Origin of the sequence: Streptomyces sp. NPDC096136, assembly GCF_044763325.1 — a bacterium.
Classification (GTDB): Bacteria; Actinomycetota; Actinomycetes; order Streptomycetales; family Streptomycetaceae; genus Streptomyces.
Genome location: NZ_JBIWFZ010000014.1, coordinates 83,402 through 109,175 on the forward strand (window position 1 = coordinate 83,402; position 25,774 = coordinate 109,175).

Here is a 25,774-nt window from a genome sequence, read left to right on the forward strand (position 1 = left end):
AACGACCGCGAGCCGGGACGCCCAGGGGCGTCCCGGCTCCGTCGTGTCACCTGCGGCCGGACCGGCCGAGGAACGCGCTCACGGCGCCCGCGAAGAGGGCGGGGTCGTCGAGCCAGGGGAAGTGCCCCGAACCGGGCTGGACCGTGAGCGCGGCGTCCGGGAAGAGCTCGGCGTATGCGGCCAGCGCGCGCGGCGGGGCCGCCAGGTCCACCTCTCCGGCCACCAGCAGCACGGGGACGTCCAGTTTCGCGAGGGCGGCCCGGGTGGCCTCCGGGTCGAAGGCCCCCTCGGCCCCGTAGGCGGCTCCGGCCCCGGGGTTCTTCTGGGCCGGACCGGCGGCCGAGTGCGACCGGGCCGCCCCGTCCCACCGGCCGTACCAGAACGGGGCGATCAGCTCCCCCGTGCCGTCTGCGGCCCGCCCGGCGACGAGCCCCTCCAGGGCCGCGTAGGCCGGTGCGAACCAGGGCTCGGCGGAGCGCAGCCGCGCCGTCTCCAGCCGGTCCTCGCCCGTGACGGGGATCCCCACGGCGAAGACGCTGGGCGTGATCAGCACGAGCCGGCGCACGCGCGCGGGGTGGCGGGCCGCGTAGAGGGCCGCCAGGTTGGCCCCGGCGGAGTGCGCGAGGAAGTCGGCCGTCTCCAGCCCGAGGTGCCCGCGCAGGGCCTCGACGTCCGCGACCAGCCGGTCGCAGCGGTAGGAGCCGGGGTCCTCGGGTACCTCGGACTCCCCCGTGCCGCGCAGGTCGAGGCGGACCAGTCGGCGCCCGGGCAGGAGCCCGTCGAGGCCGTCGAGGTAGGCGGAGGCCTGCATCGGCCCTCCGGGCAGGCAGATGAGCGGGGTCCCGTCTCCGGAGACGTGACAGGTGAGCCGGGTGCCGTCGGCAGCGGGGAAGGAAGTCACGGCCCGGACGATGTCAGCGGTGTTCCCTCGGTTCAACCCCTTTTCCGCAGCGGCGTCGAGGCCGGCCGTCCGCCCCTCGGACGGCCCGCTCGACCGGCCCCCTCGCCTGCTCCCATACTTGGGCCTCATGAGAGGGAAGGACAAGGACACCGCGCGCAGCAGCCCGCTGGTGCCCGCCGCCGTGGGGGACGCGATCGCACGGCACGACTGGGCGTCCATCACGTGCGGCTGCGGCCGTTCGGCGGGGCATCTGGAGGACACCCTGTGGCACGCCGCCGAGGGGCATCCGGCGGCCTTCCACGCCCTGGAGGGGCACGTCTTCGCCGGGACCAGGCTCTGGCCGCCCGCCCCCGCGGCCTGTGCGGTGCTGATGGCCGTCTGGTCGGCGGGCCCGCCCCGGCTGGCGACCCGCGAGGCCCTGCTGCGGACCCTGCTCGCGCTGCTGACCACGACGGACGACGGGACCGCGTACGAGGCGGGGCTCTACGGGCAGTGCGTCGCCTTCGTCCGGGCCGGCCTGCCGCAGCTGAGCGGCGGGCCGGCCTGCCCGCCCGGGTCGGTGACCGCGGCCTACGCCGACGGCATCCGCGACATCATCGGGCTGTGCGCCTGAGGCTCCGCAGCAGCTCCGGGGTGACCTCCTCCAGGGAGGTCGCGAAGGTGCGCGCGGCCGAGGCGGGCACGCCGAGCAGCGAGGGCACCACGAGGACCGGGCAGCCCGCGGCCTCGGCGGAGGCCGCGCCGTCCGGGGAGTCCTCCACCGCGACGCACTCCCCCGGTGCGAGGCCCATCAGCCCGGCCGCCGCCCGGTACGGGTCGGGGTGCGGCTTGGTGCGCGCGGTGTCGTCGGCGGAGAGGGTGAAGGCGAAGGGCACGTGGGCCAGCGCGCCCCCGACCACCTGGTCGACGACCACCCTCGGCGAGGCGCTGACCAGGGCGAAGGGCACGCCCTGCGCCTCCAGGGCGGTCAGCAGCCGCTGGGCTCCGGGCCGGACGGGGGCGCCGGCGGCGACCCGGCGGAAGAAGCCCTCGGTGAGCTCGTCCGCCACGGCCCCGGCGTCCGCGCCGCCGGCGGCCCGTACGAGGTGGGCCGCGGTGTCGGCGACCGCGCGGCCGACGACCTCGGGGGCGTCGGCCGGGCCGAGCCGGTGGCCGAGGCGGTCCGCGACCTCCTCGGTGGTCTCCCACCACAGCACCTCGGTGTCCACGAGGGTGCCGTCCATGTCGAAGAGGACGGCGGCGAGTGCGCTCACGCGGCCCTCGCCACGACGAGCACGGGCCGCTCGGCCAGACCCACGGTGGCCCGGGCGCCGGGTGTCAGGCCGCCCGCGTCCCGGGAGGGGACGTCGGCCTTGACCCGGGTTCCTCCGGGAAGGTCGAGGTGGAGGCGGGTGACGGCCCCGAAGAAGGAGGCCGAGGTCACGGTCGCGCTGCCCGCCGCGTCGGCGGCGACGGTCAGGTTCTCCGGGCGGACCAGCACCTCCACGTCGGTCGCGTCCGGGACCGGGCCGTCGACGGGCAGCCGGGTGCCGGCGACCTCCACCTGCCCGGAGCCGGCGAGCCGGCCCGGCAGGCGGTTCATCGTGCCGACGAACTCGGCGACGAAGGGCGTGGCGGGCCGCTCGTAGAGCTCGGCGGGGGCGGCGCACTGCTCCAGCTTCCCGGCGTTGAGGACGGCGACCCGGTCGGCCATGGACAGGGCCTCCTCCTGGTCGTGGGTGACGAACACGGTGGTGATGCCGAGGGAGAGCTGGAGCCGGCGGATCTCCTCGCGCAGGTTGGCCCGTACCTTCGCGTCCAGGGCCGAGAGCGGCTCGTCGAGCAGGAGCACGCGCGGGCGCAGGGCCAGGGCGCGGGCGAGGGCCACGCGCTGCTGCTGGCCGCCGGACATCTGGTGCGGGTAGCGGTCGCCGTGCTCGGGCAGGCCGACGAGGTCCAGGAGTTCGGCGGCGCGTTCGCGGCGGCGGGCCGCCGGGACGCCCCGGACGCGCAGGCCGAAGGCGACGTTCTCGCGGGCGTTGAGGTTCGGGAAGAGGCTGTACGACTGGAAGACCATCCCGGCGTCGCGGCGGTTGGCCGGGACGCGGGTGATGTCCTCGCCGTCGACGAGGACCTCGCCGGAGTCGGGGTGTTCGAAGCCGGCGAGCACGCGCAGGGCGGTGGTCTTGCCGCAGCCCGACGGGCCGAGCAGGGCGAGGAGTTCGCCGGGCTCCACGGTCAGGTCGAGTCCGTCGAGGGCGGTGGTGGTGCCGAACGCGCGGCGCAGGCCGCGGAATTCGACGCGGGCGCCCCCGGTGGCGGCGGACTCGGCCGGCTTCCCGGTCTCGGTCAGGGTGGTGGACATGCGGGTCAGGACTCCTTGCGGGAGGTGGCGGGGGCGGAGGCCGTGGTGGACGGCGCGGTTCCGGCCCGCGAGAGGACGAGCAGCAGCAGCCAGGTGATGAGGAGGCTGAGGATGGAGACGGCCACCGACATCCGGGCCTGGGCGCCGGAGACGGAGACGATCCACACCGCGAAGGGCCGGAAGCCCAGCAGGGAGGCGATGGTGAACTCGCCGAGCACCAGCGCCAGGGTGAGGAAGGCCGCCCCGGCGAGGGAGGTCCGCAGGTTCGGCAGCAGCACCCGCCACACCACGTACGGCCAGCTCGCACCGCAGCTGCGGGCGGCCTCGACCAGGGTCGGGACGTCCACGGCGCGCAGGCCCGCGTCGAGCGAGCGGTGGACGAAGGGCAGCGCGAGCACGGTGTAGGCGAGGACCAGGACGACGGGGAAGCGCTCGTCCTGCACGGCGATGAAGGTCTGGTAGAGCGGGGTCCGCGAGAGGTGCTCGGGTCCCCAGCGGAGCACGGTGGTGATGCCGGTGACCAGGGCGATGGGCGGGACCACCAGCGGCAGCATGCACACCACCTCCACCACGGGCCGCAGCCTGGGCGAGCCGATCCGCACGGCGATCAGCGCGGGCACGGCCAGCAGCAGGGACAGGGCGATGGTGGCGGCGGCCAGGCCCAGGGAGAGCAGCAGGCTCTGGACGAACCCGTCGGCGCCGAGCAGTTCGGTGTACGCCTCGAAGGTGAGGCCCTGGCCGGGGACGTGCACGGTGAACACGAAGGAGGCGAGGAGCGGGAGGAGGAAGTACGCGCCGGCGAGGGCGAGTACGGCGCCGCGCCACACCCGGGGGCGGGGGCGGTGACGGGCCGGCTTCCCGGCCCGGGCGGCGGCCTTCACGGGGGCTGCGGCGGCTTCCTCCGGCGCGGCCCCGGGGACGGTCTCGGTGGTCTCGGTCATCGCAGCCATCGGGCGCTCCGTCGCTGGAGGGGCAGGTAGACCGCCATGACCAGGCCGGCGATCAGGATCATGTCGAGACCGAGGGCGAGCGCCACGTTCTCCTGGCCGGTGAGCACGTTGCCGGAGAGGGCGTCCGCGATCTTCAGGGTGACCAGCGGTACGGAGCCGCCGACGAGGGCCGCGGCCGTCGCGTGGGCCGCGAAGGCGGTGCCGAAGAGCAGGACGAACCCGCCGAGCAGGGAGGGCGCGAGCACCGGCAGGCCGACGTGGCGCCAGAACTGCCGTCCGGTGGCCCCGTTGTTCTGGGCGGCCTCGCGCCACTGGGGGCGCAGCCCGTCCAGGGCGGGGACGGTGACCAGGACCATCAGCGGGATCAGGAAGTACAGGTAGACCACGGTGAGCCCGGTGAAGGAGTACAGGTCCCAGCCCAGGCCGGTGAGGTCGGCGAGCTGGGTGACCACCCCGGAGATGCCGGCGGTGGCGATGAACGCGAAGGCCAGCGGGACACCCCCGAAGTTGGCGAGGACGCCGGAGGCGGTCAGGGCCGCCGAGCGCAGGGCACCCGAGCGGGAGGTGACCAGTGCCTGGGCGATCAGCACGCCGAGGAGGGTGGCGATGAGGGCGGTCAGGGCGGAGAGCTGGACGCTGCCGGTCAGGGAGCCGAGGTAGGGGCCCTGGAGGGAGCGGGACAGGTGCTCGCCGGTGACCCGGGTGGCGCCGGTGGCCGGGTCGGTGCGGGTGACCGCGCCGAAGGCGATGGCGCCGAGGGGGATGCCGAAGCAGAGCCCGGTGAAGACGAGGAGGGGGAGGGCGGCGAGCCAGGTGCGCGGGCCGCGCCGCCGGCGGCGGGGGGTGGTGCCGCCGGCGGGTCCCTCCGTGTGAGGGGCGGTGGTGGGTGCGGACATCAGCTGAGGGCCTTGTCCCACTTCTCGGCGAGGACGGCCTTGGCCTTGTCGAGCTCGGTCGAGGCCGGGAAGGACGGGGTGCCCTGGACCTGGGGGAGCTTGGTGACGGCGTCCTTGTCGGCGGTGCCGTCCTGGGTCATGTTCGGGAGCAGGACGGGGCGGGCGTGGCCCCCCAGCCAGATGTTCTGGCCCTCGGTGCTGTACAGGAACTCCATCCACAGGCGGGCGGCCGCGGGGTTGGGGGCGTCCTTGTTGATGGCCTGGGAGTAGAACTGGGCGTAGACGCCGTCGGAGGGGACGACGGTCTTCCAGTCGACGCCCTTGTCCTTGAACTGCTCGGCGTAGCCGGCGTTGAGGTAGTCCCAGTCGATCGAGATGGGGGTCTCGCCCTTCTCGACGGTGGCCGGGGTGGACTCGACGGGGATGAAGTTGCCGCTCTTGCGGAGCTGGCCGAAGAAGTCGATGCCGGGCTGGATGTCGGCGAAGGAGCCCTTGTTGGCGAGGGCGGCCGCGTAGACGCCGCCGAAGGCGGAGCCGGACTTGGTCGGGTTGCCGTTGAGGGCGACCTTGCCCTTGTACTCCGGCTTGAGCAGGTCGGCGAAGGTCTGCGGGCAGGTGGGGATCTTCGCGGCGTCGCAGCCGATGGAGACGTAGCCGCCGTAGTCGTTGTACCAGCGGGCGTCGGCGTCCTTCTGGGAGGCGGGGATCTTGTCCCAGGCGGTGACCCGGTAGGGGGCGAAGAGGTTCTCGCCGGCCCCGCTGCGGGCGAAGGCGATGCCGAGGTCGAGGACGTCGGGGGCGCGCTTCTGGCCCTTGCGGGACTTGACGGCGGCGATCTCGTCGGCGCTGGTGGCGTCCGGGTTCTCGCTGGAGACCTTGACCTTCGGGTACTTGGCCTGGAAGGCCTTGACCATCTCGCCGTAGTTCGCCCAGTCCGGCGGCAGGGCGATCACGTTGAGCCGGCCCTCCTTCTCGGCGGCCGCGACGAGGGCGTCCATGCCGCCGAGGTCGGCCGCGGAGGCGGCGGTGGCCGGCTGGGCCTTGCCCTTGGCGTCGCCGCCGGCGGCGGCCTGGTCGGGGGCGGCGCCACACGCGCTGAGGGTGGCGAGGGCGGCGGCGCTGAGCAGGACGGCCGCACCGCGACGGGCGGAGGAACGGAACACGGTCTCTCCCGGAGACGAAGGGGGATCACTCGTCAGGCTTCACTTGTCTGAACAAGTTGGCCCCAGTTCGCCCGGGTCGGCTGTACGGGCGGTGAACGGCGCCTGGACCGGGGGGCACGGCTCGGAGAAAACACGAGAATGACCGAAAGAAGTCGTGACAGAACCTGCTGGGATGATCATGAGTGGCGGTGCGGGAGGACCCGCACACGGCGAGCGGGGGACGAACGGCATGGGCACGGTCCGGTATCTGGAGATCGCGGAGGAGCTGCGCCGGGCGATCCTGTCCGGCGCGTACCCGGTGGGCGCCCGGCTGCCGTCGGAGAGCGACCTGGCGGCGCGGTGGTCCGCTTCGCGCGGCACGGTCCGCCAGGCCGTGGCCACGCTGGCCGCCGAGGGGCTCGTCGGCTCCAGCCAGGGGGCCCGCAGGATCGTCCTGCGCCACGAGCGCCGGCACAGCTTCGGCGAGCTGAACAGCTTCGCGCAGTGGGCCGAGGGGGTCGGCCACGAGGCCCGCAGCCGCTTCCTGTCGCGGACCCGGCGGCCCGCGACGGCCGAGGAGGCGCAGCGGCTGGCGCTGGCGCCCGGGACGGAGATCCTGGCCGTGCTGCGGCTGCGGCTGCTGGACGGGGAGCCCACCATGGTGGAGCGGACCGCGTACGCGGACTGGGTCGCGGCGGCCGTCGAGGCCATGCCGGAGGACTGCCGCTCGGTGATGGACGGCCTGGCGGCGGACTCCGGGATCGTCGCCCACTACGGCGAGCACCTGATCGACGCGCTCGCGGCGGGCAGCGAGGACGCCCGGCTGCTGGAGATCCGGCGCGGGAGCCCGCTGCTGCGCCAACGACATGTCTCGGCCACCCGCACGGGCCGCCCGATCGAGTGGTCCGACGACCGCTACCGGGCCGGCAGCGTCACTTTCAGTGTGAGCAACTCGGCGGTAGCCGCGCCGCTGGAGCGGCATCCGGGCGGCGGGGAGCACTGAGCGCCCGTCCGGCTTCCCGGGTCCCGGCCCCGCCGCTGTAGGGTCCCAGCGCGAACGCCCCTCCCCTTCGACCGGATCCGAGGAACACCCTTGATCGATGTGCACCGGCTGCGCGTCCTGCGGGCCGTGGCGGACCACGGCAGCTTCAACCGGGCCGCCGCGGCCCTGAGGCTGACCCCCTCGGCGGTCTCCCAGCACATCGCCTCGCTGGAGCGCGGCCTCGGCCACCCGGTGGCGGAGCGCAGCACCCGCGGGGTCACCCTCACCGAGGCGGGCCGGCTGCTGGTGGAGACGGCCGAGACCATCACGGCCGAGCTGGACCTGGTCCGCGCGCGGATCGACCGGCTGGCCGCCGGCCGGCCCCGGCTGACGGTCGCCACCTTCACCAGCGGGGGCCGCCACCTGCTGCCGGCGGCGCTGGCCGCCTTCGTCGCCGCGCATCCGGAGGTGGAGCTGACGGTGCTGGAGGCCGAGCCGGAGGCCTCGCTGCCGATGGTCCGGGCCGGGGCGGCGGACCTGGCGCTGGCCTACCACTTCGACGGCCCGCTCCCCTCGGGGGCCGGGCTGTCCTGGCTGCCGCTGCTGGAGGACCCCCTGTACGCGGTCCTGCCGGCCGGGCACCGGCTGGCCGCGCGGGCCGCGGTCGAGCCGGCCGAGCTGGCGGCCGACCGCTGGGTCATGGGGTGCCTGAAGACGGAGGCCTTCCTGCGCCGCTACGCGGACCGGGCCGGGTTCGAGCTGCGGACCGCCGCGTCCACCACCGACTACTTCTTCGCGCAGACCCTGGTCGGCGCCGGCGTCGGCGTCGCGCTCGTCCCGCACATCGCCCTGGCCCCGCCGCCCGGCTCGGCCGTGGTCCCGCTCGCGCCGCCGCGGCCGGCCCGCCACCTCGGCGTCGCCGCTCCCCTGCGCTCCCCGCAGCCGTACGCGACCGCCCTGACGGAGGCCCTGCTGGCCTCGGTGGGCGAGGGCGCCGAACGCGGGACAGGGGGCCCCGCCGCGTAGGAGCATGGAGCCGGCCGGGGGCGGCGGCGGAGGGGGCCTGGGTGTTCGTCGAATACGTGGTCGGCGAGGGGCGTGGGGCGCTGTGGCTGGTCTGCGCCTGCTACCTCGGGGTCGTGTACATCACCAGCCGCGGGCTGATCGCCGCCCCGCGCTACCGGATGCTCCAGGCGCGCCTGCACGGTTGCCGGGTCCGGGCGGCGGTGTGCGCGGCCTGCGCGCCCCGGGAGGGGGCGGAGGCGGCCGTCACGGCCGCCGCGCTGAAGGCGGTCACCGACCGGCTGGACCGCCTGGAGCGCAACGGGCAGGTCGCCTGGCGGCTGCTGCCCCGGCGCTGGGTGGTGGCCATCCCGCTGTCCAAACTGGCTTCCGCCTGGCGGGTGTTGCACGAGGCCGAGGCACAACTGATGCGCCTGGAGGGCCCGGAGGAAACCTCCCTGCGCGCCCGGGCGCTGCGCCTGCGCCTGGAGGGGGGCGCGGAGCCCGACGGCGCGGCCCTCGCGAAGGAGCTCGCCGCGCACACCGGCGGCCCCGCGGACGCGCGGGCCGCGCTGATCGCCGTCACCGAGCGGCTGGCCGAGCGCGAGGACGACGCCTTCGAACGCGAGTACGAGCTCCAGCGCATCGCGCTGTGGCTGGCCCTCATCGGCATCGGGGCGGTGCTGCTGATCGGGCTGGTCCTCGACCACCGCCTCTCGCTGCTGCTCGGCGGCCTGGGCGGGTTCCTGTCCCCGCTGATCGGCGTCCTGCGCGCCCAGCGGCCCGCCTCCTGGGGGGTCCTCGTCCTGGCGCCGGTCGGCGGGGCGCTGGCGGCGCCGGGCGGGCTGCTGCTCGTGAGGATGCTGGCGGACCCCGAACTGAACCTGCTGGGCCAGGTGTTCCTGGACAACTCCTGGGGCTCCCCCGCCCGGCCCATCTCCCTGGCGATCGCCCTCCTGTTCGGCTTCTCGGGAACCCTGTTCTCCCGCCTCGCGCTGGCCGCCACGGGCCAGCTGATGCCCGCGGGCCGGGGCACCGGCCGCCCGGAACCGGCCGCCCGGCCGCCGGCGGGCCCGTGACGCACCGTGGAACGGCGCGGACGCGCCTGCGACCATGGGGCTACGGTCGGATTCCCAGAGGAGCGGTGATGCGGGTAGCAGTGGTCACGTTCGACGGATTCAACGAGCTCGACAGCTTCATCGCCTCGGCCCTGATCAACCGCTGTCGCGCGGACGGCCTGGAGGCCTTCATCACCACGCCGACGCCGGTGGTCACGTCGATGAACGGCGTCGAGGTGACGGGGCAGCGCCCGATGGGGTTCGTGCGCGAGGCCGACGTCGTCCTGATCGGCAGCGGGGTGAAGACCCGCGACGTGATCGCCGACGACCGGCTGCTGTCGATGCTGCCGCTCGACCCCGCACGGCAGCTGATCGGCTCGCAGTGCTCCGGTGCGCTCGTGCTCGCGCGGCTCGGGCTGCTGGCCGGCCGGCCCGCGTGCGCGGACCTGACGACCCGTCCCTTCGTCGAGGCCATGGGCGTCCCCGTGCTGGACGAGCCGTTCCACGTCGAGGGGAACATCGCCACGGCGGGCGGCTGCCTGGCCTCCCAGTACCTGGCCGCCTGGACCATCACCCGGACCCTCGGCGAGGACGCCGCCCGCGCCGCCGTCGCCTACGTGGCCCCGGTCGGCGAGCAGCGCGAGACCGTCGAGCGCGTCATGTCCGCCATCGGCGTGCGGGACGCCGCCCGGGTCTGACCGGGTCCGGCCGCCGGGCGGGGCGGGCGGCCGGCGGGTCCGCCGACGGCGGTCGCGCACGAGGGGTGTCGCGGCTAGGTTCTGGCCTCATGCAACGACGACCGCTCGCACTGGTTCTCGACGTCCTGCTCATGCTGGTCGGCGCCCTGCTCGGGATCGCGACCAACTACGCCACCAGCGTCGAGGGCGAGGTTCCGCTCCCGCTGCGGCTGCTGCGCCAGTGGTCGGTACCCCTCGTGGGGGTCGGGCTCCTCGCCCTGGTCGGCGGCCAGTTGTGGCTGCGCTGGCTGGAGCGGCGGCCGGTGGCGGCCCCCGTGGCGTGGACGGCCGGGCAGCCGCCGTACCCGGGGCTGGAGGCCTTCGGGGAAGAGGACGCGGCCGTGTTCTTCGGGCGGGAGCGGGAGACCGCCGCGCTCGTGGCCCGGCTGCACCCGGCGGCGCCGGCCCGGGCGCACCGGTTCGTGACGGTGGTCGGGCCCTCCGGCTCCGGCAAGTCCTCGCTGGTCCGTGCCGGGCTGCTGCCCGCGCTGACCGGGCGCCGCACGCGCTGGACGGCGTACCCGCCCCTCACCCCCGGCACCGACCCGGCCGGCGCGCTGCGGCGGGCCCTGGACGGCCCGGCGGCCGACGGGCGGCCGCGGGTGCTGGTGGTGGACCAGCTGGAGGAGCTGCTGACCCTGTCGGGGCCGCGCGAGCGGGCCGCGTTCGCCGCCGCCGTGCGGGAGGAGCTGGCGCGGCAGCCGAGGCTGTGGCTGGTGGGCACCCTGCGCTCGGACTTCCTGACCGGGTTCCTGGAGGCCGAACTGGCCTTCCTGGTAAGGGATCCGGTGGTGATCGGCGCCCTGGAGCGGGAGGCGCTGCACGAGGTCGTGGCCCGGCCGGGCGCGGCCGCCGGGGTCACCTTCGAGGCGGGCCTGGTGTCCCGGATCGTCGACGACTGCGGGGGCGGCGACGCGCTGCCCCTGCTCGCCTACACCCTCCAGGAGCTGTACCGGCTGGCGGGCGGGCCCGGGTCGGTGATCGGGTACGCCCACTACCGGGAGGTCGGCGGGGTCGCGGGGGCCCTCGTCGGGCAGGCCGACCGGATCCGCGCCGAGCTGCTGGGCCCCGACGGCGGCGGGCCGCGGGATCCGGACCCGGTGGTGCGGACCCTGCTGCGGCTGGTCGCCGTCCAGGGCGAGGAACCCGTCCGCAGGCGCGTGGCCCGGTCCGAACTGGCGCCCGCCGAAAGGGAGATCACCGACGCCTTCGTCGCCGGCCGGCTGCTGACCTCGGACGCGGGGGTCCTCGACCTGGCCCACGAGGCGCTGCTGCGCCGCTGGCCGCCCCTGCGGCGGGCGGTCGAGGAGCACGTGGAACAGCTGCGGCGGCGCGGCGCATGGGAGCGCTGGGCCCAGGAGTGGGAGTTCGCGGGCCGGGGCGAGGCCTTCCTGCTGACCGGGGAGCGGCTGGCCGCGGCCCGTGCCTGGCAGGAGCACGCCCCCGCCGGGCTGGAGGTGTCGGCGCTGGTGGCGGAGTACGTGGAGCGCAGCGCCCGGGCGGACGGGGCGGCCCGGGCGCGTACGGCGGACGCGGTGGCGGCCCGGGTGCTGGAGAGCCGCGAACCGGAGACGGCCGTCTCGGTCGCCCTCGCGGCGGCCACCGAGTGGGCGCCGACCCCGACCGCCCTCCAGGCGCTGCGGACCGCGCTGGACGGGTCCCTGTTGCGGGCGGTGCGCGGGGGCTTCGGCGCGGCGGTGACCGGCGCGGCCTGGTCCCCCGACGGGGCGCGGCTCGCCGCCTGTTCGGGGGACGGCCGGGTGCGGGTCTGGGCGGCGCACGCTCTGGAGGAGGGCCCGCAGGACGCGGACGGGGCCGGGGAGGCGGCGCCGGTCGTCCTCGACGTGCCGGGCGGGGCGCCCCGTACGGTGGCCTGGTCGCCCGACGGCGCCCTGCTGGCCTGCGTCGGCGGGGACGCCCGGCTGACCTTCTGGGAGACCGCCGCCTGGCGGCCGGTGGCCGCGCTGCGGCAGCCCGGAGCCGGGGGCGGGCACGGCGAGGGGCCGGCCGCGCTGGCGTTCTCCCCGGACGGACGCCGGCTGGTGTCGGCCGGGGCCGGCCGGGGGCTGCGGCTGTGGGACACCGCCCCGTTCGCCCCGGCCGGTGTGCTGGAAGCCCCGCCCGGGGCGCTGGGGAGCGCGGCCTGGTCCCCCGACGGCGGGCGGATCGCCGCCGCCGGGGAGGACGGGTCCGTACGGATCTGGCCGGCGGCCGGCGGCGGGCCCGTGACGGCCGGCGCCGCCCACGAGGACGCCGTCACGGCCCTCGCCTGGTCCCCCGACGGCTCCCTGCTCGCCTCCGCCTCCGCGGACCGCACCGTGGTGCTCCGGGAGGCGGCCACGGGCCGCGGCGTACGGGTGCTGCGGAGCATGGACCGGGTCGACTGCCTGGCCTGGTCCCCGGACGGGACCCGGCTCGCCGCCGGCGACCAGCACCGCAACGTCCGGATCTGGGATCTGGAGGCCCCGGCCGGGACCGACGGGGAGGGCCCCGCCCTCTGGCTCACCGGGCACCTGGACACCGTGCACGCGGTCGCCTGGACCCCCGACGGGCGTCGGCTGGCCACCGCCTCGCGGGACGGCACGCTGGCCGTCTGGGAGCCGGCCGCGCCGCCCTGCGTGCTGCGCGGACACACCGAATCGGTGTGGCAGACGGCCTGGTCGCCGGACGGCGGCTGCGTGGCCAGCGCCTCGGAGGACGGCACCGTACGGCTGTGGCACGCCCCGGAGTTCGGGCCCGCGCAGGTGCTGGCGACGGGGCAGTGCGGGGACCTCGCCTGGTCCCCGGACGGCTCGCGGCTCGCGGTGGGCCGCCGCGACGGCGCGGCGGCGCTGTGGCTGCGCGACGGGACCCCCGCGGCCGAACTGCCGGGCGGGCACGGCGCGGAGGTGTCGGCGGTGTGCTGGTCCCCGGACGGCACCCGGCTGGCGACGGCCGCGCGCGACGGCCTCGTCCACGTCAGGGACGCGGACGGCCGGGGGCCCACCCGGGTGCTGCGCGGCCACGGGGACTGGGTCACGGGGGCCGACTGGTCGCCGGACGGCAGGCTGCTGGCCACCTGCGGGACGGACCGGGCGGTCATCGTCTGGGACGCCCGCACGGGCGAGCGGCTGCGGACCCTGGCGGGGCACGAGGACCAGGTGTGGGAGGTGGCGTGGTCGCCGGACGGGCGCCGGCTGGCGACCGGGTCCCGGGACCGCACCGTCCGCCTGTGGGACCCCCGGGCCGGCGGGCCGGACGGGGCGCTCGCCGTGCTGGCCGGGCACGACGACCGGGTCCAGTGCGTCGCCTGGTCCCCGGACGGCACCCGGCTCGCCTCCGTCTCCCGCGACCGGACGGTGCGGCTGTGGGACCCGGTCGCGGCCGGGCCGGTCGCCGTCGTCGGGCTGCACGCCGACTGGGTCAACGGGCTGGCCTGGTCCCCCGACGGCGGCCGCATCGCCACCTCCTCGCGCGACCGCACGGTCCGCCTGTGGACCCCGGCCGCCCCGGACGGCGCCGGCCCGCTGCTACGCCTGGCCGCGGGCCGCGTCCTGCACCCGCCGACGCCGGAGCAGCGCCGCAGCCACCAGCTTCCGCCGGCCCGGACGGTCCCGCGGCCCCGCGGGTGACGTGCGCCCCGGCGCCGGCTCCCGGCCGGGGGACGGCCCGTCGGAAGGCGCGCGTCGACGCCCCCGACCGGGCCGCGGACCGCGCCGCGGAGGGGAGCGGGGGCGAGGGCGTCACTTCCGCGGTCCGGGTGTCGTTAGGCGCTCGGGGCTGATTCGGGGGACGAAGGGATGGCGTGAATGCGGCAGTTTCCGCTGGAGATGCACCACGTGGCACCGGGACGCCTGGTCGAGTGGCGGTTGCGCTCCACGACCGCTCCGGGCGCGGCGGACCGGAGGGCTTCGTTCAACCAGGACAAGCACTTCACCGTCGCGGAGGAGAGCCGCGCCGACGGGGACCGGGTCGCCTCCTGGGTGGCCGTCACCTTCGAGGTCGAGGGCGCCCTGGACGAACCGGTGCTGGCACGGGCCCTGTTGGGCTTCGTCCAGCGGCACGAGGTGCTGCGGTGCGAGTTCCTGCGGCTGGCCGGGGAGGTGTCGTGCGCTCCCCTGCCGGCGGACGAACTCGCCCTGGAGGCCGAGGAGGTGGCCGCGCACGGGTCGGCCGACCGGCTGGGGGCGTTCCTGTCGGAGCGGTTCCAGCGGAGCATCGACACCCTGTCCTGGCCGCTGTTCGTGATGGGCGCCGTGGTCCGCCCCGACTCCGCGACCGTGTACCTGGCGTTCGACCACATCGTCTGCGACGGCATGTCGATGCCGGTCGTCGCCCACCAGGTGCTCACCTCGTACGAGGCGCTGCTGCGCGGCGAGGAGCCCGAACTGCCGCCGGCGCCGAGCTATCTCGACTTCGCCGACGAGCAGCGCCGCCGCTACCTCTCCATCGACGCGGACGACGAGCGCCTGGGCTACTGGAAGTCCTTCATCGAGCGCAACGGGGAGTTCTTCCCCCGCTGCCCGCTGGACCTGGGCGTCGAGCCGGGCCGGATGTACCCGATCGTCAACGAGGCGTCCTGGCTGCTGGACGCGGCGGAGGCCGAGGTGTTCGAGAAGGTGTGCCGGGAAACCGGCGCCAAGCCCTTCATGGGGCTGCTCGCCTCCGTCGCCGTGTGCCTGCGCGAGGCCGGCGGTCCCGGGGTGTACCGGGGGTTCATGCCGGTCAGCGAGCGCGGCCGCGCGACGTGGGCGAACTCGGTGGGGTGGTTCGTCAACACGCTGCCGATCGAGTTCGACGCCTCCCCGGGCAAGGACTTCGCCCAGGTGGTGGCCGGGGTCGGGGAGGGGTTCCGGGAGATGATGCGGCACCTGGACGTGCCGTTCGTCCGGGCCTGGGAGCTGCTGGCGCCGGAGGAGTTCGCCCTGCGCTCCTGGCCGTACGCGGTGAACTTCTTCTCCTACATCGACATGCGCCGCTGTCCGGGTGCCGAGCGGCACGAGGAGTGGCGGCCGACCACGCACGTGTGGTCGGCGACGGGCAACGGGACCTGCTCGTGGTTCCAGCGGGACGCGGACGGGCTGCACATGAACTCCCTGTACGTGGACACCCCGGCGGCGCGGCGCACGATGGACGACTTCCAGGAGGCGCTGCGCCGGACGGTGCAGAGCGTGGCCCGCACGGGCGGCTTCCGCAGGCCCGTCGGGCTGACGGCCCCGCGGCGGCCCGAGCCCGGCCGGGCGCGGGCGGCGGGGCTCAGCGGCTGACGCCGGGGAGGGCTGCGGCCCGGGCCAGCAGCAGGTCCCGTTCGCGGGCGTTGCGGGTGAGGGAGGCGGCCCTCTCGAACTCGGCGCGGGCCTCCTGCGCGCGCCCGAGCCGCTCCAGCAGGTCCCCCCGTACGCTCGGCAGCAGGTGGTAGGAGCGCAGGGCGGGCTCCCCCGCCAGGGCGTCGACCAGCGCCAGGGCCTCCTCGGGGCCCTCGGCCATGGAGACGGCGACGGCCCGGTTCAGCTCGACCACCGGTGAGGGGACCAGCTGCACGAGGCGCCCGTAGAGGGTGGCGATGGCCGTCCAGTCGGTGTCCTCGTAGCGGACGGCCGCCGCGTGGCAGCCGGCGATGGCGGCCTGGAGGGAGTAGGGGCCGGTGCCGGCGCGCCGCAGGGCGTCGACCCCGCGGTGGATCAGGAGCCGGTTCCACCGGGACCGGTTCTGGTCGGCGAGCAGGACCGGGGCGCCGTCGGGGCCGGTGCGGGCGGCGGTGCGGGAGGCCTGGAACTCCAGCAGGGCGGCGAGGCCGTGCGCCTCGGGCTCGTCCGGCATCAGGGCGGCCAGCTGCCGGGCCAGGCGCAGGGCGTCCTCGCAGAGGGCGGGGCGCAGGAGGTCGTCGCCGGCGGTGGCGGAGTAGCCCTCGTTGAAGATCAGGTAGATGACCTCCAGGACGGAGGCCAGGCGCTGCTCCCGGTCGGCGCCGTACGGGACCTCGAAGGGGACCCCGGCCTTGGCCAGGGCCCTCTTGGCCCGGACGACGCGCTGGGCGACGGTGGGTTCGGAGGCCAGGAAGGCGCGGGCGATCTCCCGGGTGGTGAGCCCGCCCACCAGGCGCAGGGTGAGCGCGATCCTTGCCTCGGTGGCGAGGACGGGGTGGCAGGCGGTGAACACGAGCCGGAGCAGGTCGTCGTCGATGTCGTCCGGCTCGGCGGGCTCGGGGGGCGGCGGTACGTCCTCCAGGGCGCGGCCGACCTCGGCGAGCTTGCGGGCGTACGTCTCCTTGCGGCGCACGAGGTCGACGGCCCGGTGCCTCGCGGTGGTCATGAGCCAGGCACCGGGCCGGTCGGGGATCCCGGAGGCGGGCCACTGTTCGAGGGCGGCCACCAGGGCGTCCTGGGCGAGCTCCTCGGCGATGCCGACGTCCCGCACGATCCGGGCGACGCCGGCGATGATCCGCGCGGACTCCATCCTGAACACCGTCTCGACCGCACGGGCCGTGGTCACTGCCGTCACGGCCACCCATCAGAGCAGCCGCGCCCCGGCGGGGCAAACGCGGCGCGGGAGGCGGCCGGGGCCGCCTCCCGCACCCGCTCACATCTCCTGGATCTCACGGACCTCGGCGCCGACGTGCCAGGAGGTCGGGTGGGTCTCCAGGAACCGCTTGGTCCACTCCAGGGCCTCGGCCTTGTCCTTGCACTGGAGGAGGGCGTACCCGCCGACGACCTCCTTGGTCTCGGTGAAGGGGCCGTCGGTGACGCTGATCGCGCCCGCGGACCAGTCGAGGCGGGTGGCCTGGGCGGTGGGGAGCAGTCCGGCGGTGTCGAGCATGACCCCGGCCTTGGTGACCTCCTCCAGCAGGGCGCCCATGCGCTGCTCGAACTCCGGCGGGAAGTCCTTCGGGGGGAGGTCCTGCTCGTTGATGCGGATGAGCGTCAGGAAGCGCGGCATGGTGACTCCTCGGTCGGGAGGGCGGGGGCTCTCCCCGCCTCTCACCCCTGCGTCGAACGGGGCGGGCCCGGATCGACGGCTCCCGGAGAATTTCTTCGAGGAATTTTCCCGGACGGGCCACCGGGCGGGCCACCGGGCGGGCGCGGGACGCGGCCGCCGGCGGGCGGCGGGACGGCCGTCAGGCGCACCAGAAGAACATCGTGTCCTGCTGGGCGCGCCGGTCCTCCCGGGTGGCCGCCCATTCCTCGGCCTCCAGGCGGACGGCCTTGAGGAAGACCTCGACGGTCTCCCGGACCTCCGGGTCCACCCGGTCCAGCACCGCCTCGTGCGCGGCGACGAACTCGGCGGCCAGCTCGGTCGGGAAGGTCCCCATCCAGGGGGTGGTGTCACCGGCGGGGGGCAGCCGGACGGGCGGGCCGGACATCAGGATCTGGGAGATGGCGAGGCGGGCCGGGAGGCCGGCGCGCGCCAGCTCCTCGTCCACCGTCCAGAACCAGGACTGGCGCCGCCAGTCCCCGAGGTCGTGGGTGTCGGAGAAGTGCGAGGAGATCAGCGCGTGCAGGGCGTAGTGGTAGGCGGGTCCCTCCGTCGCGCTGACGGCGCCGTCGAGGAGCTCCTCCAGGGCCTGGGCCACGGAGACGTCGAGGTCGATGCCCTGGCCGTGCAGCCGCCCGTCCACGGTCCGGCACTTCTCGCGGACGGTGACGAGCGTCCGCTCCTGCTCGGGGGTGCGCTCCACGGCGGTGAGCAGCCGCATCGCTTCGCGCATGCTGCCGGTGCTCATGACTAGGTGCCCCACGGCCACTTCCTTCCCCAGGCGATGTCTCATGATCTCCGAACCGGGCGGTTCGCGCGAAACCGGCGGGCTGGCGCCTACCGACTGTCCCCCGACCAGTCCCAGCGGCCCGGGTCCGCGGCGCGGCGCCGGTAGTGGGCGCGGCCGCCGGGCCCGTAGCGGCCTATCTCGGTGGGCAGGCGGGCTTCCTCGGCGAGCCGGGCGGGGCTCCAGCCGGTGACGTCGAGGAGCAGCCCGTCCAGGGGTCCGCCGACGAGCTCGCCGTAGGCGTGGCCGGGGCGCGGGCCCGGGTCGGGATCGTCGTGGTCGGCGCCGTAGACCCTCCGGCGCGGCGTGCTGAGGTCCATGCCCACAGGATCACAGGCGCCACTGACAACGGGCCCCGCCGCGCCGCCTAGGCTGGGCGGCGAGCAGATACGGAACGAGGAGAGCACCGCCCATGACCCGTGGGGTACACCGGCCCCTGGAGGACCGGGAATTCGACTTCATCACCGGCATGGCACAGGGGACCCCGGTGCTGGCCTACTTCACCGGCACCTGGCCGAAGGCCGTCGAGGCCTCCCGGGCGATGGACGCCGTCGTCGCGGAGGTGGCCGGGGAGTACGGCGCCCGGCTGACGGCCGTCCGCACGGACATCACCCGCTGCCCGGCCACGGTCCGGCGCTACGGGGTGGCGGGCGCGCCGACCGTGGTCCTGCTGCGCTCGGGCGAGGCGGTGGCGACCCACGCCGGCCCGCTGACGGCGTCCGGGCTGCGGGACCTCCTGGAGGAGGCGGGGTTCTAGAGCGGCGCGCGGGCGGGGCGGCCGGCCCTCCCGCGTGTGAACTCGGGCAGACTGGCCGAAAGTGGCATGGGTAAGATAGGTGCCTGAGGCATGTAATGGATGCGGCACGACGGAACCATCCCTTGCGAGGTGTTGTTCTCCATGTCCGAAACCCTCTCCGGCGCCCCGTCCGGCGCCCTCGCCTTCCCGCAGGACCGCACCTGCCCCTACCACCCGCCGGCCGCCTACCAGCCCCTGCGGGACACCCGGCCGCTGAGCCGGGTCACCCTCTTCGACGGCCGCCCGGTGTGGGTGGTGACCGGCCACGCCGAGGCCCGGTCCCTGCTCGCGGACGGGCGGCTGTCCACCGACCGGACCCACGAGGCCTTCCCCCTCCCCAGCGCGCGTTTCAAGGGGATCACCCGGCAGCGGACCGCGCTCCTCGGGGAGGACGACCCCGTCCACAACACCCAGCGCCGGATGCTGATCCCCAGCTTCTCGGTCAAACGGGCCGCCGCCCTGCGGCCCCGGATCCAGGAGACCGTCGACCGGCTGATCGACGCGATGGTGGCGGAGGGCCCGCGGGCCGAGCTGGTCGGAGCCTTCGCCCTGCCGGTGCCGTCCATGGTCATCTGCGCCCTGCTGGGGGTTCCCTACGAGGACCACGAGTTCTTCGAGGCCCAGTCCCGCAGGCTGCTGCGCGGCCCCGCGCCCGCCGACGTCGACGACGCCCGCAAGCGGTTGCAGGACTACCTGCGGGAGCTGATCCTGCGCAAGCGCACCGAGCCGGGCGAGGGCCTGCTGGACGAGCTGGTCCACACCCGGCTGGAGACCGGGGAGACCGATGTCGACGAGCTGGTCTCGCTGGCCGCGATCCTGCTGATCGCCGGGCACGAGACCACCGCCAACATGATCTCCCTGGGCACCTTCACCCTGCTGCGCCACCCCGAGCAGCTGGCGGAGCTGCGGGCCGACCCCTCGCTGCTGTCCGGGGCGGTGGAGGAGCTGATGCGGTTCCTGTCGATCGCGGACGCGATGCTGCGGTTCGCCACCGAGGAGATCGAGGTCGGCGGGGTCACGATCCGGCCGGGCGACGGGGTGGTCTTCTCCACCTCCGTGATCAACCGCGACGACGCCGTGTTCCCGTCCCCCGACGTACTCGACTGGCACCGGCCGGCCAACCGCCACCTGGCCTTCGGCTTCGGCATCCACCAGTGCCTGGGCCAGAACCTGGCCCGGGCCGAGATGGAGGTCGCGCTCGGCACCCTGTTCGACCGGCTGCCCGGGCTGCGCCTGGACGCCGACCCGGACACGATCCCGTTCAAACCCGGGGACACCGTCCAGGGCATGCTCGAACTGCCCGTGGCCTGGTGAGCGCCGTGCGGATCTCCGTGGACCGGGACGTCTGCATCGGTGCCGGCCAGTGCGTGCTGGCGGCGCCCCAGGTGTTCACCCAGGACGACGACGGGCTCAGCGAGGTGCTGCCCGGCCGCGAGGACGGCCACGGCAGCCCGATGGTCCGGGAGGCGGCCCGCGCCTGCCCGGTGTCGGCGATCACCGTCCGGGAGACGGCGGAGCGGGAGTGACGCAGCGGCCCCCGCCGGCCGGACCGGCGGGGGCCGCTGTCACGCACGGGGCGCGCGGAGGGCGGTCAGATGGGCCGCACCATCTCCGCCTGGGGACCCTTGGTCCCCTGGGTCACCTCGTACTCGACCAGGGCGTTCTCGTCGAGGGACTTGTAGCCCTGCGCCTGAATGGCGGAGAAGTGCACGAACACGTCGGGGCCGCCGTTGTCCTGCTGGATGAACCCGAACCCCTTTTCCGCGTTGAACCACTTCACGGTGCCAGTTGCCATCGGTACTGATCCTCACTCGACGTTCCGCTCGGGCCGCCTGCGCGGCCGTCTCGATACTGCCCACCCGTCCCGCACGCCACACTCGGAGCACCGCCAACCGGGCGCTTCGAACATCTGCCCGACCCGGCGGAGCGCCCGGCCCCGCCGGGTGGACGCCCGGGCCCCCGGGTGGACGCCCGGGCCCCCGCCCCCGCGGCGGCCCGCTGGTAAAATGGCCGGAAGACTTCAGGCGCGGGGCGCTTTCGCCCGGTGCGGACGCGTACGACGAGCCGGGGACCGTACCGAGGGGTACGGACCCCGGCTCGTCGCCGTTCGGGACCCCGCTCCCCACCCCGCTCGGTTCTCCTCACGGAAGGTTCTGCATGAAGAACCCGTCAGCTCACGGGCGTTTCGGCATCAAGGCCGCGGCGTCGGCAGGCTCCCGCTCCAAGGGCGGGGGCGGCGCCGGCAAGGCCCCGCGGACCCTGGGCCCGCAGGGCGAGTTCACCCTGCCCCGGACGGCCACGCCGGCCCTGCCCCCGGTGGCCTCGTTCGACGAACTCGCACTGCCCGCCGAGCTGGTGGAGACCCTGGCCCAGCAGGAGGTGCGGGAGCCGTTCCCGATCCAGGCGGCCACCCTGCCGAACTCCCTCGCGGGCCGCGACATCCTCGGCCGGGGCCGCACCGGCTCCGGCAAGACCCTCGCCTTCGGCCTGGCCCTGCTGGCCCGCACCGCGGGCCGGCAGGCGGAGCCGAAGCGGCCGCTCGCGCTGGTCCTCGTCCCCACGCGCGAACTGGCGCAGCAGGTGACCGAGGCGCTGACCCCGTACGCGCAGGCCCTGCGGCTGCGCATGGCCACCGTCGTCGGCGGGCTGTCCATCGGCCGCCAGTCGGGGGCGCTGCGCACCGGCGCCGAGGTCGTGGTGGCCACGCCGGGCCGGCTCAGCGACCTGGTCAAGCGGCGCGACGTGCACCTGGAGCGGGTGCGGATCACGGTGCTGGACGAGGCCGACCAGATGTGCGACATGGGGTTCATGCCGCAGGTCACCGAGCTCCTGGACCAGGTGCACCACGACGGGCAGCGGATGCTGTTCTCGGCCACCCTGGACCGCAACGTCGACCAGCTCGTGCGCCGCTACCTGAAGGACCCGGTCTCGCACTCCGTGGACCCGCAGTCGGCCTCGGTGGGCACGATGGACCACCATGTGCTGCACATCCACGCGGCGGACAAGGTCTCGGCCGCGACGGAGATCGCCGCCCGCGAGGGCCGGGTGATCATGTTCCTGGACACCAAGCACGGGGTCGACCAGTTCGTGAAGCACCTGCGGGCCATGGGCGTGCGGGCGGAGGGCCTGCACAGCGGGAAGTCCCAGCCGCAGCGCACGAAGACCCTCGGGCAGTTCAAGGACGGCCTGCTCACCGTCCTGGTCGCGACCAACGTCGCCGCGCGCGGCATCCACATCGACGACCTCGACCTCGTGGTCAACGTGGACCCGCCGGCCGACAGCAAGGACTACCTGCACCGCGGCGGGCGCACCGCCCGCGCGGGCGAGTCGGGCAAGGTCGTCACCCTGGTCACGCCCAACCAGCGGCGCGACATGGTCCGGCTGATGGCCGACGCGAAGATCCGGCCGACCATCACCCAGGTCCGCTCGGGCGAGGCGGCGCTGAGCCGGATCACCGGCGCCCGCAGGCCCTCCGGGGTCCCGCTGTCCGGGGCCCTGCCGACGGACGCCAAGGGTCGGCCGAGCGGTACGGAGCTGGGCTTCCGCGGCCTCGGCACGCGCCCGGGCCGGGCCGGCCGGGGCAAGGAGTCCCGCAAGACGATCGAGGCGCGCCAGGCCGCCGAGGCCCGCCGCGCGGCCCGGGTCCGCAAGGGGCTGTGACGGCCCGGGGGTGTCCGGCCCTGACCTGCCGGACACCCCCGGAGCTCACGCCCGGCGGCGGCGCCGGGCGGAGACGATCGCGCGGGTGACCACCGGCGGGAGCAGGTCCTTGGCCAGCCTGCGCCACCCGGCCCCCGGCCGGGGAGCGGGCTTCGGGGCGGGCGGCGGCGTCACCGGCTCGGGCGTGGCGCGCAGCGGCTGCGGGGCGGGCGGGGCGGCCACGCCGTGGTCGCCGATGCGCACCAGCGGCCGTCCGCAGACGGTGTCCACGCCGTGCCACAGGTCGGTGCGGCCGTCCAGCCAGGCGAGCAGGGCCGCCTGGTGGGGCTCGGGGTCGTCCCAGGTCGCGTAGAGCTTCGCGGCGGACACGGCGATCACCTTCAGTCCGCCGACGGCCACCGCCTCCCAGACCGCGGCCGCGACGCCGGGACAGTGGGCCGAGCGGTAGTCGTCGAAGACCACGACGGCCCCGGGGGCGGCGACGGTCTTCGAGGAGGCGATGTCCATGACGACGTGCTCGTGCAGGTGCGAGGCGTCGATGTGGACGAAGCGGCAGCTGTCCGGGCGCACCCGGTCCGCCACGACGGAGGTCGGCGCCTGTATGACGGTCGGCAACTCCTCGTGGAACGCCAGGTAGTTGGCCTCGAAGCCGCGCCGGGTCAGGGTGGGGTAGGAGTCCCGCACCTCTTCGAGGTTGCTGTCGTCGGGCGCGGGCGAGTCGAAGAGGTCGACGACGGTGAACCCCTCGCCCTCCCGCAGGTAGCCGGCGAGGAAGATCGCGCTCTTGCCCATGAAGGCGCCCAGTTCGAGGAGGTCGCCCTTCGTGTCGGCGCTGTCGTTCTGGCGGGCCAGGAACCAGTCGAAGAGCACCTGGTCATACGCCGAGAACCAGCCCTTCACCTCGCCGAACGAGCGGGGTGCGGGCGGTGCGGGCTCGGTGTCGGGGGTGGTGACGGGAGCCTGTGAAACGTGCGACACGGAGAGTCATCCTCCAGCGGAATGGCATCGGTTCAACGCTGATACCCGGCCGGGTACGCCGACCTTAAACCCCCGAACAGCCGTATGGCGAGCGCTCCGTGGGATTGATCATTCCGAGCGGGGGGCCGCGCGCCGGTGCAGCCGCCGGGCGGCGGCGTTGCGCACCCGGCGCGTCCGGGCGGAGGCGGCCAGCAGGGCCAGCGCCTCGTCGGAGGCGGGCGACTGGACGGCGGTGCGCTGGCACCAGTCGGAGGCGGCGGCCAGCTCGGCCGCGGACCAACTCCCGCCGCTCGCCATCGCCTTGAGCAGGGTCCACTCGCGCAGCCGGCGGGCCGGGAACGGGTGCCCGTCGAGGACGGAGTCCAGCGCGCGGGCCCAGTCGCGGAACCCGGCGCCGGGCAGCAGCCGCACGGCCCGGCGGTCGATGTGGGTGACCACGGCGCTCTGCGCCATCACCGGGTCGGGGTCGCGCAGGACGGCCGCCACCGCCCCGGCCTCGTCCGCCCCGCCGGCCGCCCCCGCGGCGGCGGCGAGGAGGTCGAGGTGGCGGGCGTAGCGCCAGCGGTCGGGGGCGGCGTGCGCCGCCGGCGGTGCGGCCTCCTGCCGCCCGGCGGGCTCCCGGGCCTCCCCCGGCGCCGGCGGCGCGGCCGGAGTCTGCCGGGTGCCCCCCGGCGTCCCGCTCGTCTGTATCTCGCTGGTCCCCATACCCCCCATTCCACACGACCGCCCGGCCCGCCCGGGGGCCGGGGGCGGCGTCGGGCCCGGAGTCCGCGGCTCCGGCGGGGGCGGGGCGGGCGGGCCGCGCCGCCGCGCCCGCGCGGGCCGCTCACCAGCGCAGGCCCTGCTCCGGGAGCTCGGTGGGCGGGGTGCGGGGCGGGACCGGGAGGCCGAGCTGGGTGCGGGCGGCGTGCACCGCCGCCAGCTCCTGCCGGCCCGCGGGGCCCCAGTCGCTGAGCTCCCGCACCTGTTCCGGGGTGGCCAGCAGCCGGGCGTACGCCGGGTCCCCGGCCGGGGCGAGCCCCGTGAGGCGGGCCGCCGTACGGGCCAGCGCGGACCGGTCGGCGTACCGGTAGCCGAGCGGCAGGGCCCCGACGGCGGGCTCCGCCTTCGGGGCGGGCAGGTGCGCGGCGCCGGTGGCGCGGGCGACGAGCAGGAGGACCCGGCCGTCGGGGGCGAAGAGCCAGCCGGAGTGTCCGCGGACGGGCAGGTGCGCGGGGACGGGGCCGGGGTGCCAGGTGCCGTGTTGCGGGACGCGGCGGGTGCGCAGGACCCCCAGCCGGTCGAGGGCGGTGGGGGTGGTGGGGCGGCCGTCCTCCAGCAGGGCGGGCCCGGAGCCGCCGATCCGGGCCCGGAGGGCGGCGAGCGCCCGGCGGGCGTCGCCCGGCTCCATCAGGGCGGGCAGGTCGGCGGGCTCGGCGAAGTCGATGCCGGTGATCTCCTGGGCGGGCAGGCGGATGGACCCGATCCGGTCGGGGGCCCAGGTGCCGCCGTCGTACACGTGCAGGATCTCGCCGGGGAAGCGCATCTCGGGCGGGAATCCGGGGGTGTCGGCGGGGATCCAGTCCACGGCGAGGCCCCGCGGGTAGCGGCCGTCGACCCCGAGCTCCTCGCGCACCTCGCGGGCGGCCGCCGCCGCGGGCGCCTCCCCGGCGTCCACCGCGCCGCCGGGCAGCAGCCGGTCCGGGCGGTAGTCGACGCTCTGCACGAGGACCCGCCCGTCGGTGTCGGTGACGAGGACGAGTGCTCCGGTCCACACGGCGGCGCGCGAGGCCCCGTACTCCGCCGGGGTCATCCAGGTGCCCTTCCGTCCGGGGTCGTCGGTCAGCTGGGGCATGGGCACTCCGTTCACCGTGGGTGGGTCCGCCGCCTGTGCAACAGCGGGCGCGACCGTCGGGTTACGGCGGCCGCGGGTGGCGGGGGCCTCACGGCTTTACCGGCCGCATACCTTCCAGACCCTCCTTATTGCCCGATTATGTCGATCTTGATACGGTCCGTGGTGCGGGCTGGCGGTGTGAAAGTCGCTGGTCCGACCACGTATGCGACCCCGCACTCACCCGTCCGTGTGAGCGGGGGCGCCGGGCGGTGCCCCGGTACGGCAGGGTGGGCGGATGCCGTCGCGCCGCCGCCTCCCGCTCTGGGTCCCCGTCCTCCTGCTGGCCGCCGGGTGCGTGACCGTACGGCCGCCGGCGCCCGTCGAGGCTCCCCGGCAGGAGCCCGCCGCGGTCCGGACCGCGGGGACGCCCCGGCCGCCCGCGGCGGAGGGGCTGCCGCTGGGGCCCGCCCCGGAGCCGCAGGACGCGCCGCCGCCCGCCGAGGAGGCGGCCCCCGTACGGGCCCCGGAGCCGGAAGCCGTACCGGTGCGGCCCGCACCCGCCGCGCCGCACCGCTCCGACGGCCGTCCCCCGCGCCGCGCCTCCCCCGCCCGGCCGACCCACCGCGCGCCCGCCGCGAAGCCGCGCGCACGGCAGCCCGCACACCCCGCGCCCCGGCCCGCGCCCCGGCGTTCGTACGACATGTCCGCGCTGTGCGAGGCGGCAAAGGGCAGGGTGGACCCCGCGATCGTGGCCCTGTGCCGGTAGCGCGGCGGGCG

General features: G+C 75.8%; 26 protein-coding genes. 12 read left to right on the forward strand and 14 right to left on the reverse strand.

Annotation, left to right across the window (positions count from 1 at the left end; all coding sequences use genetic code 11):
* Positions 1-46: 46 nt before the first annotated feature.
* Entirely contained in the window at positions 47-901 is an 855-nt protein-coding gene (locus ACIRBY_RS26090; protein WP_403904619.1) for an alpha/beta fold hydrolase, read from the reverse strand.
* A 127-nt stretch (positions 902-1,028) separates the two neighbouring features.
* On the opposite strand from ACIRBY_RS26090, the gene ACIRBY_RS26095 reads away from it, so the two are divergent.
* Positions 1,029-1,514, forward strand: a complete 486-nt coding sequence (locus tag ACIRBY_RS26095; RefSeq protein ID WP_403904622.1) for a hypothetical protein — start codon at positions 1,029-1,031, stop codon at positions 1,512-1,514.
* Here the strand turns inward: ACIRBY_RS26095 and ACIRBY_RS26100 are convergent.
* The 5 genes from ACIRBY_RS26100 to ACIRBY_RS26120 are packed head-to-tail and all read right to left on the reverse strand — an operon-like array spanning position 1,495 to position 6,254.
* A complete protein-coding gene (locus ACIRBY_RS26100) occupies positions 1,495-2,154 on the reverse strand; it encodes an HAD family hydrolase (protein ID WP_403904625.1) in 660 nt (219 codons plus the stop codon). The two genes, ACIRBY_RS26095 and ACIRBY_RS26100, sit on opposite strands and share 20 nt — an antisense overlap.
* Positions 2,151-3,245, reverse strand: coding sequence for an ABC transporter ATP-binding protein (locus tag ACIRBY_RS26105; protein WP_403904628.1), 1,095 nt, complete (start codon positions 3,243-3,245; stop codon positions 2,151-2,153). Before ACIRBY_RS26105 ends, ACIRBY_RS26100 begins: the two co-directional genes overlap by 4 nt.
* Positions 3,246-3,250: 5 nt before the next feature.
* Positions 3,251-4,195: an ABC transporter permease gene (locus ACIRBY_RS26110; RefSeq protein ID WP_403904631.1), complete on the reverse strand. Its 945-nt coding sequence runs from the start codon at positions 4,193-4,195 to the stop codon at positions 3,251-3,253.
* Entirely contained in the window at positions 4,183-5,091 is a 909-nt protein-coding gene (locus ACIRBY_RS26115; protein WP_403904634.1) for an ABC transporter permease, read from the reverse strand. Before ACIRBY_RS26115 ends, ACIRBY_RS26110 begins: the two co-directional genes overlap by 13 nt.
* Positions 5,091-6,254 (reverse strand): ABC transporter substrate-binding protein, encoded by a 1,164-nt coding sequence (locus ACIRBY_RS26120; protein WP_403904637.1) that lies wholly within the window; start codon positions 6,252-6,254, stop codon positions 5,091-5,093. Before ACIRBY_RS26120 ends, ACIRBY_RS26115 begins: the two co-directional genes overlap by 1 nt.
* A gap of 229 nt (positions 6,255-6,483) precedes the next feature.
* Here ACIRBY_RS26120 and ACIRBY_RS26125 point away from each other — a divergent pair, with 229 nt between their 5' ends.
* The 6 genes from ACIRBY_RS26125 (at position 6,484) to ACIRBY_RS26150 (ending at position 15,258) form a co-directional block, all read left to right on the forward strand.
* Entirely contained in the window at positions 6,484-7,236 is a 753-nt protein-coding gene (locus ACIRBY_RS26125; RefSeq protein WP_403904861.1) for a GntR family transcriptional regulator, read from the forward strand.
* Positions 7,237-7,326: 90 nt separating this feature from the next.
* Positions 7,327-8,241, forward strand: a complete 915-nt coding sequence (locus ACIRBY_RS26130; RefSeq protein WP_403904640.1) for a LysR family transcriptional regulator — start codon at positions 7,327-7,329, stop codon at positions 8,239-8,241.
* Positions 8,242-8,282: 41 nt separating this feature from the next.
* Entirely contained in the window at positions 8,283-9,296 is a 1,014-nt protein-coding gene (locus tag ACIRBY_RS26135) for a hypothetical protein (protein ID WP_403904643.1), read from the forward strand.
* A 68-nt stretch (positions 9,297-9,364) separates the two neighbouring features.
* Complete coding sequence (locus ACIRBY_RS26140) at positions 9,365-9,973, forward strand: DJ-1/PfpI family protein (RefSeq protein WP_403904646.1); 609 nt, start codon at positions 9,365-9,367, stop codon at positions 9,971-9,973.
* Positions 9,974-10,062: 89 nt separating this feature from the next.
* Positions 10,063-13,623 carry an AAA family ATPase gene (locus ACIRBY_RS26145; protein ID WP_403904649.1) on the forward strand — a complete coding sequence of 1,187 codons (3,561 nt, stop codon included), beginning with the start codon at positions 10,063-10,065 and terminating at the stop codon, positions 13,621-13,623.
* A 177-nt stretch (positions 13,624-13,800) separates the two neighbouring features.
* Positions 13,801-15,258, forward strand: a complete 1,458-nt coding sequence (locus tag ACIRBY_RS26150) for a condensation domain-containing protein (protein ID WP_403904652.1) — start codon at positions 13,801-13,803, stop codon at positions 15,256-15,258.
* Here the strand turns inward: ACIRBY_RS26150 and ACIRBY_RS26155 are convergent.
* The 4 genes from ACIRBY_RS26155 to ACIRBY_RS26170 form a co-directional block, all read right to left on the reverse strand.
* A complete protein-coding gene (locus ACIRBY_RS26155) occupies positions 15,248-16,483 on the reverse strand; it encodes an RNA polymerase sigma factor (protein ID WP_403904863.1) in 1,236 nt (411 codons plus the stop codon). The two genes, ACIRBY_RS26150 and ACIRBY_RS26155, sit on opposite strands and share 11 nt — an antisense overlap.
* A gap of 87 nt (positions 16,484-16,570) precedes the next feature.
* Complete coding sequence (locus tag ACIRBY_RS26160) at positions 16,571-16,927, reverse strand: YciI family protein (protein WP_390686496.1); 357 nt, start codon at positions 16,925-16,927, stop codon at positions 16,571-16,573.
* 178 nt (positions 16,928-17,105) lie between these two features.
* The gene (locus tag ACIRBY_RS26165; protein ID WP_403904655.1) at positions 17,106-17,711 is read right to left on the reverse strand and encodes a hypothetical protein; all 606 of its coding nucleotides are present in this window, start codon (positions 17,709-17,711) and stop codon (positions 17,106-17,108) included.
* Between the two features lie 89 nt (positions 17,712-17,800).
* Positions 17,801-18,070 (reverse strand): hypothetical protein, encoded by a 270-nt coding sequence (locus ACIRBY_RS26170; protein WP_403904658.1) that lies wholly within the window; start codon positions 18,068-18,070, stop codon positions 17,801-17,803.
* A gap of 92 nt (positions 18,071-18,162) precedes the next feature.
* Here ACIRBY_RS26170 and ACIRBY_RS26175 point away from each other — a divergent pair, with 92 nt between their 5' ends.
* The 3 genes from ACIRBY_RS26175 (at position 18,163) to ACIRBY_RS26185 (ending at position 20,072) form a co-directional block, all read left to right on the forward strand.
* Complete coding sequence (locus ACIRBY_RS26175; protein ID WP_403904660.1) at positions 18,163-18,507, forward strand: thioredoxin family protein; 345 nt, start codon at positions 18,163-18,165, stop codon at positions 18,505-18,507.
* A 141-nt stretch (positions 18,508-18,648) separates the two neighbouring features.
* Complete coding sequence (locus ACIRBY_RS26180) at positions 18,649-19,860, forward strand: cytochrome P450 (RefSeq protein ID WP_403904663.1); 1,212 nt, start codon at positions 18,649-18,651, stop codon at positions 19,858-19,860.
* 5 nt (positions 19,861-19,865) lie between these two features.
* The gene (locus tag ACIRBY_RS26185) at positions 19,866-20,072 is read left to right on the forward strand and encodes a ferredoxin (RefSeq protein WP_366450571.1); all 207 of its coding nucleotides are present in this window, start codon (positions 19,866-19,868) and stop codon (positions 20,070-20,072) included.
* Positions 20,073-20,137: 65 nt separating this feature from the next.
* Here ACIRBY_RS26185 and ACIRBY_RS26190 read toward each other — a convergent pair whose 3' ends face one another.
* Positions 20,138-20,341 carry a cold-shock protein gene (locus ACIRBY_RS26190; RefSeq protein WP_042813842.1) on the reverse strand — a complete coding sequence of 68 codons (204 nt, stop codon included), beginning with the start codon at positions 20,339-20,341 and terminating at the stop codon, positions 20,138-20,140.
* Positions 20,342-20,703: 362 nt separating this feature from the next.
* On the opposite strand from ACIRBY_RS26190, the gene ACIRBY_RS26195 reads away from it, so the two are divergent.
* Entirely contained in the window at positions 20,704-22,206 is a 1,503-nt protein-coding gene (locus ACIRBY_RS26195; RefSeq protein WP_403904667.1) for a DEAD/DEAH box helicase, read from the forward strand.
* A gap of 45 nt (positions 22,207-22,251) precedes the next feature.
* On the opposite strand, the gene ACIRBY_RS26200 is transcribed toward ACIRBY_RS26195, so the two are convergent.
* The 3 genes from ACIRBY_RS26200 to ACIRBY_RS26210 form a co-directional block, all read right to left on the reverse strand.
* Positions 22,252-23,184, reverse strand: coding sequence for a class I SAM-dependent methyltransferase (locus tag ACIRBY_RS26200; protein WP_403904669.1), 933 nt, complete (start codon positions 23,182-23,184; stop codon positions 22,252-22,254).
* 108 nt (positions 23,185-23,292) lie between these two features.
* Positions 23,293-23,889, reverse strand: coding sequence for a hypothetical protein (locus tag ACIRBY_RS26205; protein ID WP_403904672.1), 597 nt, complete (start codon positions 23,887-23,889; stop codon positions 23,293-23,295).
* 121 nt (positions 23,890-24,010) lie between these two features.
* Complete coding sequence (locus ACIRBY_RS26210) at positions 24,011-25,018, reverse strand: NUDIX domain-containing protein (protein ID WP_403904675.1); 1,008 nt, start codon at positions 25,016-25,018, stop codon at positions 24,011-24,013.
* A gap of 274 nt (positions 25,019-25,292) precedes the next feature.
* On the opposite strand from ACIRBY_RS26210, the gene ACIRBY_RS26215 reads away from it, so the two are divergent.
* Positions 25,293-25,763: a hypothetical protein gene (locus ACIRBY_RS26215; RefSeq protein WP_403904678.1), complete on the forward strand. Its 471-nt coding sequence runs from the start codon at positions 25,293-25,295 to the stop codon at positions 25,761-25,763.
* Positions 25,764-25,774 lie beyond the last annotated feature (11 nt).